Origin of the sequence: Nitratidesulfovibrio liaohensis (assembly GCF_011682075.1) — a bacterium.
Taxonomy (GTDB): domain Bacteria; phylum Desulfobacterota; class Desulfovibrionia; order Desulfovibrionales; family Desulfovibrionaceae; genus Cupidesulfovibrio; species Cupidesulfovibrio liaohensis.
The window spans coordinates 1-14,661 of the sequence record NZ_VSMK01000453.1 but is presented as its reverse complement, the minus strand read 5'-3'; the positions used below and the strand labels follow the sequence as shown (position 1 = coordinate 14,661).

The window sequence follows — 14,661 nt, the reverse complement described above, 5'->3', positions numbered from 1 at the left end:
GAAATCGTCGGCCCCGCCGTCACCGACGGCGACGGGGACGAGCACCCCGGCATCACCCAGTTGCCCATCCCCGTGCTGCGCGCCGCGCCAGAGGCCCTGCCCGACCTGCGCCGCAAGGCCGCCGAGCGCGGGCTGTACTGCGTGGGCTTTACCCACACGGCGCGCACCGCGCGCAGTTACGACGCCTATACCCAACGCATGGCCGCCACCGCCAATGACAACCTCTGCTTCGTGGGCATTGCCATCGTGGGCGAACGCAGCGCCGTGGACGGCCTGTGCGGGGCACTGCCCATGCTGCGCTGACAGCCCCATCCCCCCGCATAGACCGCAAAGGGCCGGACATGTTCCGGCCCTTTGTCGTTTCCGCGCCCGCCTCGTGCCGTCCAAGCCCTCCTGTCGTCCTGGCCCCTGTTCCGTGCTGGACCCGTGCTGGCCCCGTCCTGCCCTGATTGTCCGGTGCAGACGGCCCTCCGCCGCCATCCGCCATCCTCACCGGTCTGCCTTTTCGCCCCGCCTGCCCTTTCCGTTATCCCCGACCGTAAAGTCGCCTTTACATCTCTTTCCGTCTCTTGATGGGCGTTTCGTGGTTCCGAATCCGTACATACGGACAACAGGGCCTTCACACCTCAGCACGGAAGTTCAGCTCATGAGACAGCAACGGCACCACATCACGGTGCTCCATTCCATAGAGGAAGGACTGTGCACGGACAACTCTCCATGTCCCGGCGCAAACATGATTGCCTGCTACCTGGAGAAAACTGCCACATCAGCGGAGCGAAAGCGCCTTGAATCGCATTTTGCGTCGTGCAGGGCATGCCGTGAAGACCTTCTTGAGCTGCGCAAGATCCTGAAGGCAGCGGAAGTGAAGACACCTTTCGAGGTCATCGAAGCGGCACTGGCCCTCTCCGAGCTCTCCGATGGGCACGAAGCGGGACTGGGCGTGGAACTGGGCGCAGGGAACGGAACAGATCAGGGCTTGGAGGACGGCAATGACCACTATCTCATCCTTGGCTAGCGCCACCAGTTCCTCGTCAACCACCAGCAGCAGCGGGACCACGCTGGATTCCGACGCCTTTCTGCAACTGCTCATCGCGGAACTGCAGAATCAGGATCCCACCAACCCCGCCGACAACACCGAGATGATCAACCAGATCGCCTCGTTCTCCACGGTGGAGCAGTTGTCGGCCCTCAACGACACGGCCACGTCCATCTACGACTCGCTGACGGCCATGAGCCTGAATTCCGCCGTGAGCTTCATCGGGCAGTCCGTGCTGGCCGAAGGCGACGACATCTCCAAGACCGACGATGCCACCACCGTGGTCTCCTTCACCCTGGAATCGGACGCGGAAACCCTTACCGCGCACGTCTACGACTCCGACGGCACCATCATCAATTCCGTCTCCCTCGGCGCCACGGACAGCGGCACCTACACCTTCAGCTGGGACGGCACCAACTACACCGGCACCGAAGTGTCCAACGGCACCTACAGCGTGGTGTTCGAAGCCTACGACGAAGACGGCGACAGCCTGGAAGTCTCCACCATGGTGGCGGGTACGGTTTCCGGCGTCTCGGTGGAGGACGGCACCACGGTGCTCACCCTGTCCGATGGCCGCACGGTGAACCTCGAGGACGTCTACAGCGTCGTCTCCTCCGACGCATAACAACCCACACGCGCACTGTCGCAGGAGCACGCCATGGGCCTTTCCTCCTCCATGTATTCCAGCGTCTCGGGGCTGCTGAGCACCGCAGAGTCCATCAGCGTCATCGGCAACAACCTCGCCAACTCCAGCACCACGGGCTACAAGTCCATGTCCATGCTGTTCGAGGACGTGTTCTATTCCTCCATCACCACGTCCGGCGGCATCGACCAGATCGGCAACGGGTCCGCCATCTCCGCCATTTCCACAGACTTTTCGCAGGGTTCGTACCAGGACACCTCCGAGGCCATGAACATGGCCATCGCGGGCGAAGGGTACTTCATCGTCGAAGACCCCCAGAACGACGGCCAGATCTTCTACACCCGGGCGGGCGACTTCACCTTCGACGACGAAGGTTACCTGACGAACTCCTCAGGCTACCAGGTGCAGGGCTGGGCGGTTGACCCGGACACCGCCACCACCAGCGACCCGCAGACCACCGGCGCCCTGGGCGACATCCAACTGGAAAGCCGCACCTCGCCCGCCTCCGCCACCACCAACGTCTCGCTGGTGGTGAACCTGGACTCGGACGGCGAGGACAACTCCACCTCCACCACCGACCCGTACTTCTCGCTGCTGACCGAATGGGACGGCAGCGCCGACGACCCGCTGGGCACCACCAAGTACGAGTACCAGACCACCATCACCGTGTACGACGAGGCCGGGTCCGCCCACGAACTGACCGTGTACTTCGACCAGGTGGAAGACGGAACCTCCGGTTCCACCACCTGGGAATACATCGTCACCATGGACCCCAGCGAGGACGTGCGGACCATCAACGGCCAGAGCGTGTCGGGCACATCCGCCGCCGGGCTGCTGATGGCGGGCACGCTGACCTTCGATTCCACCGGCGCGCTGGTCTCGCAAACGGCCTTCACGCTCGATTCCACGGCCACCGGCGACCTGACCGACCTTTCCAACTGGACCCTGGCGGAACTTTCCACCGACGGCCTGCCGGTGTTCGCCTGCAACTTTTCCGGTTCCGCCAACGCCAGCACCACGGACGAGGCGGACGCCATCCAGATAGAGCTGGACTTCGGCCTGTCGGCAAAATCCATCACCGACAGCTGGGACACCACCGTCACCAGCGCGGCGGACATCGGCACGGACAGCACGCTGTTGTTCGGGTTCACCTCCACGGCCTACGACACCGACCGCACCTCCAGCAACGATTCGGCCAACAGCACCGACAACTCCAGCCAGAACGGCTACGCCACCGGCTACCTGACCAGCTACTACGTGGACGAGGGCGGGGTGATCTACGGCACCTACTCCAACGGTCAGACCCAGGCGCTGTTCATCGTGGCCCTGGCCAGCTTCGACAACGACCAGGGACTGCAACTGGAAGGCGGCAACCTGTACTCGGCCACCAGCGAATCGGGCACGGCCAACATCGGCCGGGCAGGGCAGGGCATCTATGGCAGCATCTACGGGGAAAAGCTGGAGGAATCCAACGTGGACGTCTCTACGGAGATGGTCGACCTCATCGTGATGCAGCGCGCCTACCAGGCCAACAGCAAGGTCATCACCACCGTTGACGAAATGCTCCAGACTGCCCTTGGCCTGAAGCGCTAGCGCCTTGCGCAGTGCGCGCGGGGTTCGTCGACTCCGCGCGCTTCGCGACGTGCCCCCCGGCACCGCCCGTCTCCGTCCGGAGGGGCCGGGGGGCCCCCACCCGCAACGCACGGGCCTGCCCGCCAACCCGCCAACCCGCCAATCCGTAAGGACGCGCCATGTCCTCGCTCAGTTCCATCTTCAACATCGGCTCCAGCGCGCTTTCCAACGCCCAGATCGGCATTTCCGTCACCAGCAACAACATCTCCAATGCCGACGTGACGGGCTATTCGCGCCAGACGGTGCAGTACACCACGGGTCCCACCACCAGCAGTGGGGGCATCACCTACGGTTCCGGGGCGGAAGTTTCCGAGATCACCCGGCACTTCAGCTACACCGTGGAATCGCAGTACCTGTCGTACAGCTCCGATTCTTCCATGTGGGAGACCATCACCTCCGCGCTCTCGTCCATCGAGTCGCTGTTCGACGACAGCGACGACGAAGGCTACGACCTGTCCACCGCGCTGGACGCCTTCTGGACCAGCCTCGATGCCCTGGCCGCCGACCCGGAAAGCGAAGCCGCGCGCACCGAACTGACCGGCTACGCCGAAACGCTGACCACGCTCATCAATTCCACCAGCGAAAGCCTGGAGGCCGTGCAGGACGACCTGAACGACCAGATCGAAAACCAGGTGGACGACATCAACGACCTGCTGGACACCCTGGCCGGGCTCAACTCGCAGTTGGCCAGCGATCCGGAAAACGCCACCCTGCTGGACAGCCAGGCCACCACCCTGCGCGAACTTTCCACCTATCTCGATCTTTCGGTGGTCTACGCCGACGACGGACAGGCCACCGTGTACACTACATCGGGGCAGACGCTGGTGCAGAACGACGTGACCTACACGCTGGCCTACGAGGGGCCGCAGGCCACGGCGTCGCTGACATCCGCCTCCACCTTTGACGGACAGATATATTTCGAGGGCGAGAGCAGCAACGAAATCGCCATTGAATTCGTCACCTCCGGCTCGGCGGACGGTTCCGCCAGCGCCGCCACCTACAAGGTATCTCTGGACGGCGGGGAAACCTGGCTCACCGACGACGACGGCAACACCCTGCTGTTCACGGCATCGGGTGCGGACGACAAGGTGACCGTGGACGGGGTGTCCATCTGGTTCGGTTCGGCAACGGATTCCGCTGCGACGGCAGGCGGCACGCTGGCCGTGGGCGACGACTTCACGGTCATGGCGAAATCGGGGGTGTACTGGTACGAGACCACCTCCAGCAAGGTGAACATCACCCCCATCGACGTCACCGCATCGGACAGCAACAACCGTCTCACGGGCGGGAGCCTGGCCGGCCTGCTGGCCACGCGCGACCAGTACGTGGGCGAGTATCTGGACGAACTGGACGCCCTGTCCGAGGAACTGGCCTGGCAGGTCAACTACGTGCACAGCCAGGGCGCGGGGCTGACCAACTTCTCGTCCGCCACCGCGGAGAATTCCGTGGACGACACCACGGAAGCACTCGGCGACAGCAGCCTTGCCTACGCCGACCGGCTGACCTCGGGCACCCTGTCCATCTCGGTGTACGACGACGACACCGGCGAGGTGGAAACCCTCTCCTCCATCGCCATCGATCCCGCGTCCGACAGCCTGGAAGACGTGGCCGACGCCATCAACACCACCTTTTCCGGCCAGCTCAAGGCCAGCATCAGCAACGGGCAGCTCAGCATCGCGGCGGCGGACGGCATGTCGTTCCAGTTCGCGGGCGACACCTCGGGCCTGCTTGCCGCACTGGGCATCAACACCTTCTTCTCGGGCGACGACGCGGGAAACATCGCCGTGTCCGACACGGTGCTGAACGACCCCAATCGCGTCAATGCCGCCGTGGTGGACGCCTCGGGCGAGGTGCTTTCCGGCGATTCCACCTGCGCCAACAATCTTGCCGCGCTGGCCGATACCGACGTCACCCTGAACACGTACGGCTCATCCACCTCGCAGACCCTCAGCGAGCACCTGGCCGCGCTGGTGGGCGACGTGGGTACCGACGTGGACACCTCTGCCCGCAAGTACACCTACTACAGCGCGTTGGCCGAAAACGCCGACACCCTGCAACAGTCCCTTTCCGGCGTGAACACCGACGAGGAACTGATCAACCTCACCAAGTACCAGCAGGCCTACAGCGTGGCCGCACAGCTCATCCAGGTGGCCAACGAGATGTTCGACACAATCCTTTCGCTGCGGGATTAGCCGGGCACGCTCCGCCATCCCCTTCAGGAGTTCACCATGCGCATTTCAACAAGCATGACGTACGACAATTCCCTGAAATACATGACCAGGCTGCAATCGGAGATCAACCGCACGACCATCCAGATGGCCACGCAGCAGCGTATCAACTGCCCCTCGGACGACCCGTACGGAAGCGAGGTGGCCCTGACCAATTCCACGCTGATCAGCCAGCTTACCCAGTACCAAAGCAACGTGGACACGGCCAAGGGCTGGCTTTCGCTGGCGGACGACACCCTGGGCGATGCCAGCACGGCGCTCACCAGCCTCATCGAACTTGCCGAACAGGCCGCCACCGGCACCCTGACCGACGCCAACCGCGAGGCCATCGCCGAAGAGGCGCGGGGGCTGTACGAGCAGCTCATCACGTATGCCAACACCCAGTACAACGGACAGTCCATCTTCGCCGGGCGCGATTCCGGGGGCACGGCCTACACCCTGGGCCTGGGGGCCACGGTAACCGGCGCCACCCCGGCCTCGGGCGCGGGCAGCGCGGTACTGTCGGTGGACGGCGAGGCGGACCGGAGCGTCAGCGTCGAATTCACCAGCGACGGCACCGTGGGGACGGACGCCATCACCTACCGCTACTCCACGGACGGCGGCGACACCTGGACAGACGCCACCCTGGCCGCAGGCGAAACCACCCTGTCCTGCGACGGGGTTACGGTGAACATGCAGGACGGCACCGGCGTCACCGCCGTTTCGGATGACGACACCAGCGCGGGAACGCGCATCACCGTGCGCCCGGCCGCCATCTACACCGGCGATGCCGACGACGGCGCGCAGGTGACCGCCCAGAGCAACACCGATGTCACCGCCACGCCCACCGGCACCTTCGACAGCTCGGTGGTGGTGCGCATAGAGGGCGACACCACGGTGGCCGGTCCCGTTTCGTACAGCTATTCGACCGACGGGGGGCTCAACTGGTCGGACGTGCAGAGTTCGGACACCGGCACCCTGACCGTGCCCGGCGGCACCCTGGAACTTTCCGCGGGCGGCGGCAACGCCCTTGCGGCGGGCGACACCTTCACCATCACGTCCGACGCAACAGATCTCAACGTGCGGGTGTCCACCTCCACCAGCATCGCCATCAACAGCTGCGGGCTGGACGTCTTCGGCGGGCTCTACAGCGCGGATGGCGAAAGTTACACCGGCACCGGCGACGACGACCTGTTCGAGGCCATCGGCGACTTCATCGGCTATCTGGAGACCAACAACGAGGAAGGCATCGCCGAAAGCCTGGAGGCCATCACCGCGGGCCAGGCCAAGATGCTTTCCGCCGCCAGCGACATCGGGGCGCGCGAAATACGCCTGGAACACATCGAAACGGCCAACACCCTGCTCACCTCCACGGCCAAGAATGCCGTGAGCAACGTGGTGGACGCCGACACCACCGAGCTGGCCACCGAGCTTTCCAAACTGACCACCGTCTACGAGGCGGTGCTGAGCACCCAGTCCGCCGTCATGAAGCTGAGCCTGCTGGATTATCTCTAATCCCGTTCCGGCCCGCACCGCATTGCCCCCCCGGCAGCCACGGAGGCCCTCATGTCCGATTACTGGTCCGGCTCCATCACCTTCACCGGCCTGAACACCGGCACCGACTGGGACGAGATCATCGAGGCCCAGATGGCGGTGGAGGAATACCGCTACAACAGCATGACCGAGAAGGAGACCGCGTACGAGGAGAAGCTGGCCGCGGTGCAGGATCTGGAAACCCAGATGACCACGCTGTACCAGACCCTGCAAGAGTACGACTCCGCCTCCGACTTCCTCACCAAGTCCGGCACTTCGTCCGACGAATCCAGCCTGACCGTCTCGGCGGACAACGACGCCGAGGCGGGGTCGCACAACGTGATCATCAACCAGCTGGCCCAGAACGACATCTGGAGCAGCGACGACGGATACGCATCCACCGACACCTCCATCACCGACACCGACCAGACCTTCTCGTTCACCTACAACGACGAGACGTACACCATCGACGTACCGGCCGGCACCACCCTTTCGGAATTCGTCAATCTCATCAACAACGCCAGCGGCAACAACAACGACGTGCGTGCCAGCGTCATCAACGAGGGCAGCGCCTACCACCTGCAAATCCGCGGCATGGACCTTGGCGCGGACAACACCGTGACCATCGAGGACACCGGCTTCGACGCCATGGGTCCGGACGCCTTCACCAATACCCAGCAGGCCCAGAACGCCCAGATCAAGGTGGACGGCTTTCCCGCCGCCGACGACGAATGGATAGAGCGCAGCACCAACACCATCGACGACGTCATCGACGGGGTGACCCTGCAACTCAAGTCCACCACCGACGACAGCGGCGCCACGGTGACCGTGGAACTGGACACCGACGCCATGGTCGAGGCCATAGAGACCGTGGTCAGCAGCATCAACACCATCCTGCAACTGCTCATGGACCTGCAGGACCAGGGAACCGTGTCCGACACGACCTCCACGGCTACGGCATCGGATTCCGACGACGACGATGATGATGACGAGGACAGCGAGGCGTCTGTACTGGCCAGCAACTCCAGCCTCGACCTCATCCAGAGCAACCTGAAGAACATCCTGGCCACCAAGGGGGTGGGCTTTTCCTACTACGACTCCACTGCCGAGACGGGAGACCTGTTCACCAGCCTGTCCACCATCGGCATCTCCACCGACGCCGACGAGGATTCGGAAACCTTCGGCCTGCTGGTCATCGACTACGACGACCTGGAAGCGGCCATCGAAGAAGACCCGGAGGCCGTGGCCGATCTGCTGTCCGCCGACGCGACGGGCACCACCGATTCCGAAGACTTTTCCTTCGACAGCGCCATTTCGGGCACCACCAGGGCCGGGGACTACGACGTCTCGTACCGCATCGAAAACGGCGAAATCGTGGAGGCGTACATCAACGGCAACGCCGCCTCCATCTCCGGCTGGACCCTTACCGGGGCATCGGGAGAGGACGAATCGGGCCTGGCCATCACCGTGGACAACACGGCGGACGGCACATACTCCGGCACCGTGTCCCTGAAGCAGGGAAAGATAGGGCAGCTCGTCGACTCGCTGGAGGACATGACCAGCACCGAAGGCACCCTCCAGATCATGGAGGACAGCTACCAGAACGTGCTGGACCAACTGGCCGAATCCATCTCCAAGGAAGAGGACCGGCTGGACCTGGTGGAAAGCCGCCTGCGCACCCGCTATTCCAACCTGGAAACCCTGCTCACCAGTTACGACAACCTGTCGTCCACCATCGATTCGCTGCTTTCCTCGCTGACCAGCGACTAGGGCAGGTCGAACAGAGAGGGCAGGCGCGCCTGCCTCGCACCGGCGCACGCAAGGGGAACCGACCCACGAGGGCGGTTCCCCTTGCGTGTTGTTCCGTGGCTTCACCTACTTGCCCTATCCGCCTCCCCGTAACGTTGCACGCTGTTCCGGAATGCACTCCCCGCGCACGCAAAAGGGGCCGGGCATATTGCCCGGCCCCTTGCCGTTGGTGTGTCCGTCCGTTGCTCCGCAGCCGGGCAGCAACCCGCTCCGGCTCGCTCCCCGAAAGGCCGGGCTAGCCGCCGATCAGCGAAAGCGCCATCTGCGGCAGGGAGTTGGCCTGCGACAGCATGGCCACGGCGGTCTGCGCCAGCACCTGCTGCTTGGTGTACTCGGTCATTTCCATGGAGACGTCCACGTCCGAGATGCGCGATTCGGCGGCGGACAGGTTCTCGGACTGGGTCTCGAGGTTGGTGATGGTGGCTTCCAGCCGGTTCTGCATGGCGCCCAGCGAGGCGCGGATCTGGTCCTTGGAAATGATGGCGTTGTCGATGGCCTCCAGCGCGTCCTGGGCGGCCTGCTGGGTGGAAATGCTGGACCCGTTGCCGCTGGCGGTGTTGCCGAGCCCCAGCGACTTGGCCGACACGGAGCCGATGCGGATTTCGTAGTAGTCCTGCGCGCTGTCGTTGCCCGAGCCGAAGTGGATGTGCAACTGGCCCGTGGAGGTCAGCCCCGACCCGTCGTAGGTCGAGTTGGACAGGTTGCCGTTCAGCAGCGCGATGCCATTGAAGTCGGTGGCGTTGGCGATTCGGGTGATTTCCGAGGCCATGGCCTGGTATTCCGAATCGATGATCAGGCGCTGGTCCGAGTTGTAGGTACCGGTGGCGGCCTGTTCCGCCAGTTCCTTCATGCGGATGAGCTTTTCGTCGATGGTTTCCATGGCGCCGTCCGCCGTCTGGATCAGCGAGATGGCGTCGTTGGCGTTGCGCACGCCCTGGTTCAGCGCCGTGATGTCGGAACGCATCAATTCACGAATGGCAAGACCGGCTGCATCATCTGCTGCCGAATTTATGCGCAGGCCGGATGACAGTCGCTGGGTGGACTTTTCAAGCTTTCCGTAGGTTGCGTTCAGCGTATTGGCCGTGGTGAGCGCCGTAAAGTTGTTGTTGACGACGAGAGACATAAATTTTCCTCCATGAAAAATGCACTATCCTTGTGTGCCTCTGCCATGCATGCAGCGCATGCTTGTTGACCTTATCGACGCCGCTGTACCGCACTCTTAATTTTCAAATTTTCATAAGCACTCGCAAATCTACACAATTAATATTCATAACAGTAACTTTGCATTACTTTGCATTGCCTGCTGCGTCTGGCTTTGGCACAAAGAAAAGGCCCGGAATGTTCCGGGCCTTTGCGTTGCGCGGCGTGCATCACAGGCAGAAGTGATGGCGCAACCGCGCAAGGGCGTTCTGCTTCAGGCTGCGCACGGTCTTGGGATGGATGTCCAGTGTGCGCGCCACTTCATCGGTATCGAGGTCATCCTGGAACAACAGCCGCAGCACCGTGCCCTGCCGTCTGCTCAGCAGCCCGGGGGGCAGGTCCAGCATGCCCCGGTCGTCCGCAATCGAAGCCGGGACCGAAGCCGGAGCCTCGGCCCACAACCGCTCGGCCAGTTCCTCTTCCAGTTCCGGGGTATAGGGAACCTGCCGCCCCATCCGTTCGGTACGCCGCGCACGCAGACAATCAAGCGCGGTGGACCTGGCCACCACGCTCAGCCAGGTGGACAGGCCCGCCCGGGCGGGGTCGTAGGTGGACAGCAGGTGAAAACCGTTGTCCACCAGACGGCAGAACACCTCCTGCGTCACGTCCTGCGCGTCCAGCCCTGCGGCATCCCCGCCATTCCACTGAAGGGTGTAGTGCACGGCCTTGTGGATCACGGGGGCGTAGACAGACACGAAACGGCGCCATGCCTTTCCGTCGCCGGTCATGCATGCCGCCATATCCGTAGTGGTTCCTGTATTGGCTTCCATCTTCATCTCCAGTCGTGCGTTCTGTGGAGCCGGAATTGCGGCAACCGGGTCCATGCACCACGCCGGAAATTGTGGAAAAGCCAAGTCCCGCACATCGCGGACTGCCACCATACTTACGCCAGGCCACCCACATTGTCCGTTCAGAACGGGTAGTGTTTTGAAAGTAACGGACACATTGATTTACATTGTTTTACATTCACGGAAATCATTCGGGCGCAATTCTTGCATTATACCCGGTCACAAGCGGCAACCGGGAAATATGTGCCACCGCCCAGAGGGTGACATCATGGATCGAGTCTTGTTGATCGACGACGACAAGGAACTCTGCGCATTACTGACCGAATATCTCGCCCCCGAAGGGCTTGCCGTTGAACCCTGCCACACGGGTGGCCAGGGATTGGCGCGCGCTCTTTCGGGCGACTACGACGCGGCCCTGCTGGACGTGGCCCTGCCCGATGCCAGCGGCTTCGACGTGCTCGGCACCATCCGCTCCCGTTCGGCCCTGCCCGTGCTCATGCTGACCGGGCGCGGCGACGACGTGGACCGCATCGTGGGGCTGGAGATGGGCGCGGACGACTACGTCCCCAAACCTTTCGTGCCACGCGAACTGCTGGCGCGCCTGCGCGCCGTGCTGCGCCGTACCCGCGTTCAGGGAATGGGGGGAATGGTGGGCGCAGGGCCCAGCGCGGCCACGGGCGGCGTGGGCTGCATCGGCGGCGTGGGGCCATACCGCAAGCGCAACCTGTCCTTCGGGGGCATTACCGTGGACCGTTCGGCCCGCACGGCCCTGCGCAACGGCGCCCCCCTGCCCCTGACCCCCGTGGAATACGCCATCCTGGTGCTGTTGCTGGAAGCCGAAGGTGCCACCGTCGCGCGCGAGGACATTTCGCGCGGGGTGCTGGGCCGCGAAATCCTGCCCTTCGACCGTTCCATCGACGTGCACGTCAGCAATCTGCGCAAAAAGCTGGGCCCCTGCGACGACGGCCAGCCCCGCGTGGGCACGGTGCGCGGGTCGGGGTACTACTTCCGCGTTTCTCCCACGGAATCCACCTTCGGCGGGCAGGACGCGACGGAACCGCGCCTCGGGACGGGGCATGAGAACGTGGCCGGTTAGGCTGCTGGTGCTGCTGCTGGTCGGCTGCGGCATCTTCACCCTGGGCACCTTCGTCCGTTTCCGGCTGGAAGATCGCCCCAAGCGCGGCCCCTTCGAGATGAACGCCGTGCTGCTGGACCTGCTGGGCGACCGCGTTGCCGAGTACCTGGCCGAAGGCCGCACGGACAAGCTGGACGCCCTGCTGAACACGCTGCGCAAGCGCGGCGTGCGCATGGTGGTGCTTGGCGACGGGTTGCAGCCGCTGGCCGACAACGGCCCGGTGGTGCCGGTGCCCTTTGGCCCGCCATTTCGCGCCGATGCAGGGGATGGCAAGTACGAAGGGGGTAGTCAGGACGAAGGGGGCGCCCAGAAAGGCCAGTCCCTGCATGTGGAAGACGGCCCCGCCCCCATTGGCGGCCCCGTCGGCTTTCCACCGGGACCGCCGTTCCAACCGTCCTGGCAGCAGCGCATTCTGGGGGCCCTGCGGGGTACCCTGGACGGGCGCATGCCGCCCCCCCCATCACTCGAAAAGCGCCCCCCAGCGCCCGCCCCGCTATCGCCGGAAACGGAAGCCGCCATTCAGGTAGAAGCACGCGAACTGACCAGGGACGCGCGCGACACCGGCACCACCCAACTCGACTTTCCACCGCCGTTCACCTTCCGGCCCGTGGTCCTGATGGCCGACCCCATCGACCTGCCCGACGGCGGGCACGGGGTGCTCACCCTGCGCAAGGACATGCCCACCCCGCCAGACATGCCCCTGCCACCCTTCGTGCTGCCCCTGGCTCTGGCCATGGTGCTTGCGGGCGGTGTGCTGCACCTGCTGCTGCGCCAGACCAGCAGGCCCATCGGCGAGGTGGGCAGCGCGCTGCAACGCTTTGCCCGGGGCGACCTGCAAGCCCGCGTCAACGGTGATATGGCCACGCACGGCACCGAACTGGCCCGCCTTGCCCGCGACTTCAACACCATGGCCGAACGGACCGAAGAACTGCTGCAAACCCAGCGTCGCCTGCTGCACGACGTGTCGCACGAGATGCGCTCGCCCCTGTCGCGCGTGGCCCTGGCGCTGGAAATGGCCTCGCGCACCGTCTCGCCAGAATCGCAGCGCTTCCTGGAGCGCATCCGCCGTGACGCGGAGCGCCTTTCGACCCTCAGCGCACATCTGCTGGCAACCGGGCACCTGGACCGCCAGAAGGAGGACGAACCGCCCGCCTGGTTCGACCTGCAAGCCATGCTGACACAGCTGACGGATGAAACCGACTTTCAGGCCCGCGCGGACGGCAAACGGGTGGAACTGCGCGTGGACGTCACGTGCGCGTCCTTTCACGGCATACGCGAAATGCTGTACGGCGCGGTGGACAACGTGGTGCAGAACGCCCTGAAGTTCTCGCCGCCAGACACGCAGGTGACCGTGGCCCTGTCCTGCGAAACGGACCGTGCAGCGACGCCCGATGATGACCGTGGCGCCGACGGCGGTTGCCGGAGAACCTGCGGCGCCTGCGGAAATGCCGGGGCCGACAACGGTTCCGAGCCGGAGCGCCGGGTGGTCATTTCCATCCGGGACCAGGGGCCGGGCGTGCCCGAGGCCGACCTGCCCATGCTCTTCGTGCCGTTCTTCCGGGCGGGCAACGCCCCGCGCGGTACGGGCACCGGACTTGGCCTGGCCATCGCCCAGCGCGCCGTGGAATTGCATGGCGGCACCATCGCCGCCGAAAACCTGCCCAAGAGCGGGTTGCTGGTCACCATCCGCCTGCCCGCGTAGGAGATTTTTCCCCCTTCTCCTTCGGTCCGGCGGCTTCGCGGGCCCACTGCCCATCCCCGGCCGGTTTCTTTCCCCCGCACGCGGACGGCGATGCCCAGGCCGGGCGCACGGACTTTCCAGCACGCCCCGTCCTGCCACTCCCGCCAGTCCCGCCAGTCCCGCCCAACGCACACGGGCTCCCGGGGCACCCGCCGCCAGCCTCCTTGCCGCCAAAAAGCAGAACCGCCCCGCACGGCAAGGTGCGGGGCGGACAAAGCCAGGAAAATTTTGCCGGGTGACGCCTTTACATTTCTTTACTGGGTCGAAACTGCCCGGCCATTTCCTTAACCGGGTCTGCCGGGCGCACCCGTATCACGACGGCTGGCCGGTCCGCCTGTCCTGATTGGCCTGACGCCGTTCGCGGGCAAAGCGCAGCAGTTCGGCCTTGCTCAGCTTGCCGTCGCCGTTGGCGTCGATGGCGGTGAACTCGCGGGACACCACGGGCAGGCCGGTTTCGGGATGCGCGGCCTCCTCGCGGGTCAGGCTGCCATCATGGTCGCGGTCGGCCAGTTCGAAACGGCGGGCATGCTCCTTTCGTGTGGTTGCGGCACCCGGCGTGGCCGAAGGCGGTCTATCAACCACCGGGGGCCGCGTCGTCAGAGGCGGCGGCTTCATACGCCGCCATGGCCGTGAATTCCGTATGCAGCAGCAGGCCGCAGAACAGGGCGGCGATCAGGGGAATGCGGGACTCTTTCATTGCAGGTACTCCTGGAGGCGCCACCGCGAAGGATTCCGCACGGGCGCCATGGATCGTCTTGGTTATGATGCGGTGCCCCCAGACGTTGCCGGAGACGTTGCCCGGGACATGTTCGGAGATGTTTGCGGGTACGTGTCCGGACCGGCGGACGACGATGCGGACCGGGGCGCAGGCCCCGGGGCGGAAACGGCGGCCTGCCCCTCGCCCATCGGCACGGCCCAGCCGCCGCCCAGCGCCCGG

13 protein-coding genes are annotated in these 14,661 nt (G+C 64.6%); 9 read left to right on the top strand and 4 right to left on the bottom strand.

Annotated features, from left to right (window positions below; all coding sequences use genetic code 11):
• The 7 genes from FVW27_RS14140 to fliD all read left to right on the top strand — a co-directional run.
• Window positions 1–303, top strand: a 303-nt coding sequence (locus FVW27_RS14140) for a DUF2000 domain-containing protein (protein ID WP_167126246.1), incomplete at its 5' end; no start/stop codon positions are given.
• A 343-nt stretch (window positions 304–646) separates the two neighbouring features.
• Window positions 647–1,015 (top strand): zf-HC2 domain-containing protein, encoded by a 369-nt coding sequence (locus FVW27_RS14135; protein WP_167126243.1) that lies wholly within the window; start codon window positions 647–649, stop codon window positions 1,013–1,015.
• A complete protein-coding gene (locus FVW27_RS14130) occupies window positions 990–1,661 on the top strand; it encodes a flagellar hook assembly protein FlgD (protein WP_167126240.1) in 672 nt (223 codons plus the stop codon). Before FVW27_RS14135 ends, FVW27_RS14130 begins: the two co-directional genes overlap by 26 nt.
• Before the next feature lie 33 nt (window positions 1,662–1,694).
• Window positions 1,695–3,272, top strand: coding sequence for a flagellar hook protein FlgE (locus tag FVW27_RS14125; RefSeq protein WP_167126237.1), 1,578 nt, complete (start codon window positions 1,695–1,697; stop codon window positions 3,270–3,272).
• A gap of 158 nt (window positions 3,273–3,430) precedes the next feature.
• Entirely contained in the window at window positions 3,431–5,503 is a 2,073-nt protein-coding gene (flgK, locus tag FVW27_RS14120; RefSeq protein ID WP_167126233.1) for a flagellar hook-associated protein FlgK, read from the top strand.
• A gap of 36 nt (window positions 5,504–5,539) precedes the next feature.
• Window positions 5,540–7,033 (top strand): flagellar hook-associated protein FlgL, encoded by a 1,494-nt coding sequence (gene flgL / locus FVW27_RS14115; RefSeq protein ID WP_167126230.1) that lies wholly within the window; start codon window positions 5,540–5,542, stop codon window positions 7,031–7,033.
• 51 nt (window positions 7,034–7,084) lie between these two features.
• On the top strand, window positions 7,085–8,821 hold the full coding sequence (gene fliD, locus FVW27_RS14110) for a flagellar filament capping protein FliD (RefSeq protein ID WP_167126227.1): 1,737 nt from the start codon (window positions 7,085–7,087) through the stop codon (window positions 8,819–8,821).
• Between the two features lie 274 nt (window positions 8,822–9,095).
• Here the strand turns inward: fliD and FVW27_RS14105 are convergent, their stop codons facing one another.
• Both FVW27_RS14105 and FVW27_RS14100 read right to left on the bottom strand, forming a co-directional pair.
• Window positions 9,096–9,983 (bottom strand): flagellin N-terminal helical domain-containing protein, encoded by an 888-nt coding sequence (locus tag FVW27_RS14105; RefSeq protein ID WP_167126224.1) that lies wholly within the window; start codon window positions 9,981–9,983, stop codon window positions 9,096–9,098.
• Between the two features lie 247 nt (window positions 9,984–10,230).
• Complete coding sequence (locus tag FVW27_RS14100; protein ID WP_243838464.1) at window positions 10,231–10,788, bottom strand: RNA polymerase sigma factor; 558 nt, start codon at window positions 10,786–10,788, stop codon at window positions 10,231–10,233.
• Between the two features lie 328 nt (window positions 10,789–11,116).
• Here FVW27_RS14100 and FVW27_RS14095 point away from each other — a divergent pair, with 328 nt between their 5' ends.
• Together FVW27_RS14095 and FVW27_RS14090 are read left to right on the top strand one after the other, a co-directional pair.
• The gene (locus FVW27_RS14095; RefSeq protein WP_167126218.1) at window positions 11,117–11,944 is read left to right on the top strand and encodes a response regulator transcription factor; all 828 of its coding nucleotides are present in this window, start codon (window positions 11,117–11,119) and stop codon (window positions 11,942–11,944) included.
• Entirely contained in the window at window positions 11,925–13,685 is a 1,761-nt protein-coding gene (locus FVW27_RS14090; RefSeq protein WP_167126215.1) for a sensor histidine kinase, read from the top strand. The genes FVW27_RS14095 and FVW27_RS14090 overlap by 20 nt, the downstream gene beginning before the upstream one ends.
• 351 nt (window positions 13,686–14,036) lie before the next feature.
• On the opposite strand, the gene FVW27_RS14085 is transcribed toward FVW27_RS14090, so the two are convergent.
• Complete coding sequence (locus FVW27_RS14085) at window positions 14,037–14,306, bottom strand: EF-hand domain-containing protein (RefSeq protein WP_341806144.1); 270 nt, start codon at window positions 14,304–14,306, stop codon at window positions 14,037–14,039.
• A complete protein-coding gene (locus FVW27_RS21135) occupies window positions 14,299–14,421 on the bottom strand; it encodes a hypothetical protein (protein ID WP_279586636.1) in 123 nt (40 codons plus the stop codon). Before FVW27_RS21135 ends, FVW27_RS14085 begins: the two co-directional genes overlap by 8 nt.
• Window positions 14,422–14,661 lie beyond the last annotated feature (240 nt).

Coding starts and splice junctions, on each gene's coding strand:
- FVW27_RS14135 (WP_167126243.1), top strand. CDS start 647: ATGAGACAGCAACGGCACCACATCACGGTGCTCCATTCCATAGAGGAA.
- FVW27_RS14130 (WP_167126240.1), top strand. CDS start 990: ATGACCACTATCTCATCCTTGGCTAGCGCCACCAGTTCCTCGTCAACC.
- FVW27_RS14125 (WP_167126237.1), top strand. CDS start 1,695: ATGGGCCTTTCCTCCTCCATGTATTCCAGCGTCTCGGGGCTGCTGAGC.
- flgK (WP_167126233.1), top strand. CDS start 3,431: ATGTCCTCGCTCAGTTCCATCTTCAACATCGGCTCCAGCGCGCTTTCC.
- flgL (WP_167126230.1), top strand. CDS start 5,540: ATGCGCATTTCAACAAGCATGACGTACGACAATTCCCTGAAATACATG.
- fliD (WP_167126227.1), top strand. CDS start 7,085: ATGTCCGATTACTGGTCCGGCTCCATCACCTTCACCGGCCTGAACACC.
- FVW27_RS14105 (WP_167126224.1), bottom strand. CDS start 9,983: ATGTCTCTCGTCGTCAACAACAACTTTACGGCGCTCACCACGGCCAAT.
- FVW27_RS14100 (WP_243838464.1), bottom strand. CDS start 10,788: ATGACCGGCGACGGAAAGGCATGGCGCCGTTTCGTGTCTGTCTACGCC.
- FVW27_RS14095 (WP_167126218.1), top strand. CDS start 11,117: ATGGATCGAGTCTTGTTGATCGACGACGACAAGGAACTCTGCGCATTA.
- FVW27_RS14090 (WP_167126215.1), top strand. CDS start 11,925: ATGAGAACGTGGCCGGTTAGGCTGCTGGTGCTGCTGCTGGTCGGCTGC.
- FVW27_RS21135 (WP_279586636.1), bottom strand. CDS start 14,421: ATGAAAGAGTCCCGCATTCCCCTGATCGCCGCCCTGTTCTGCGGCCTG.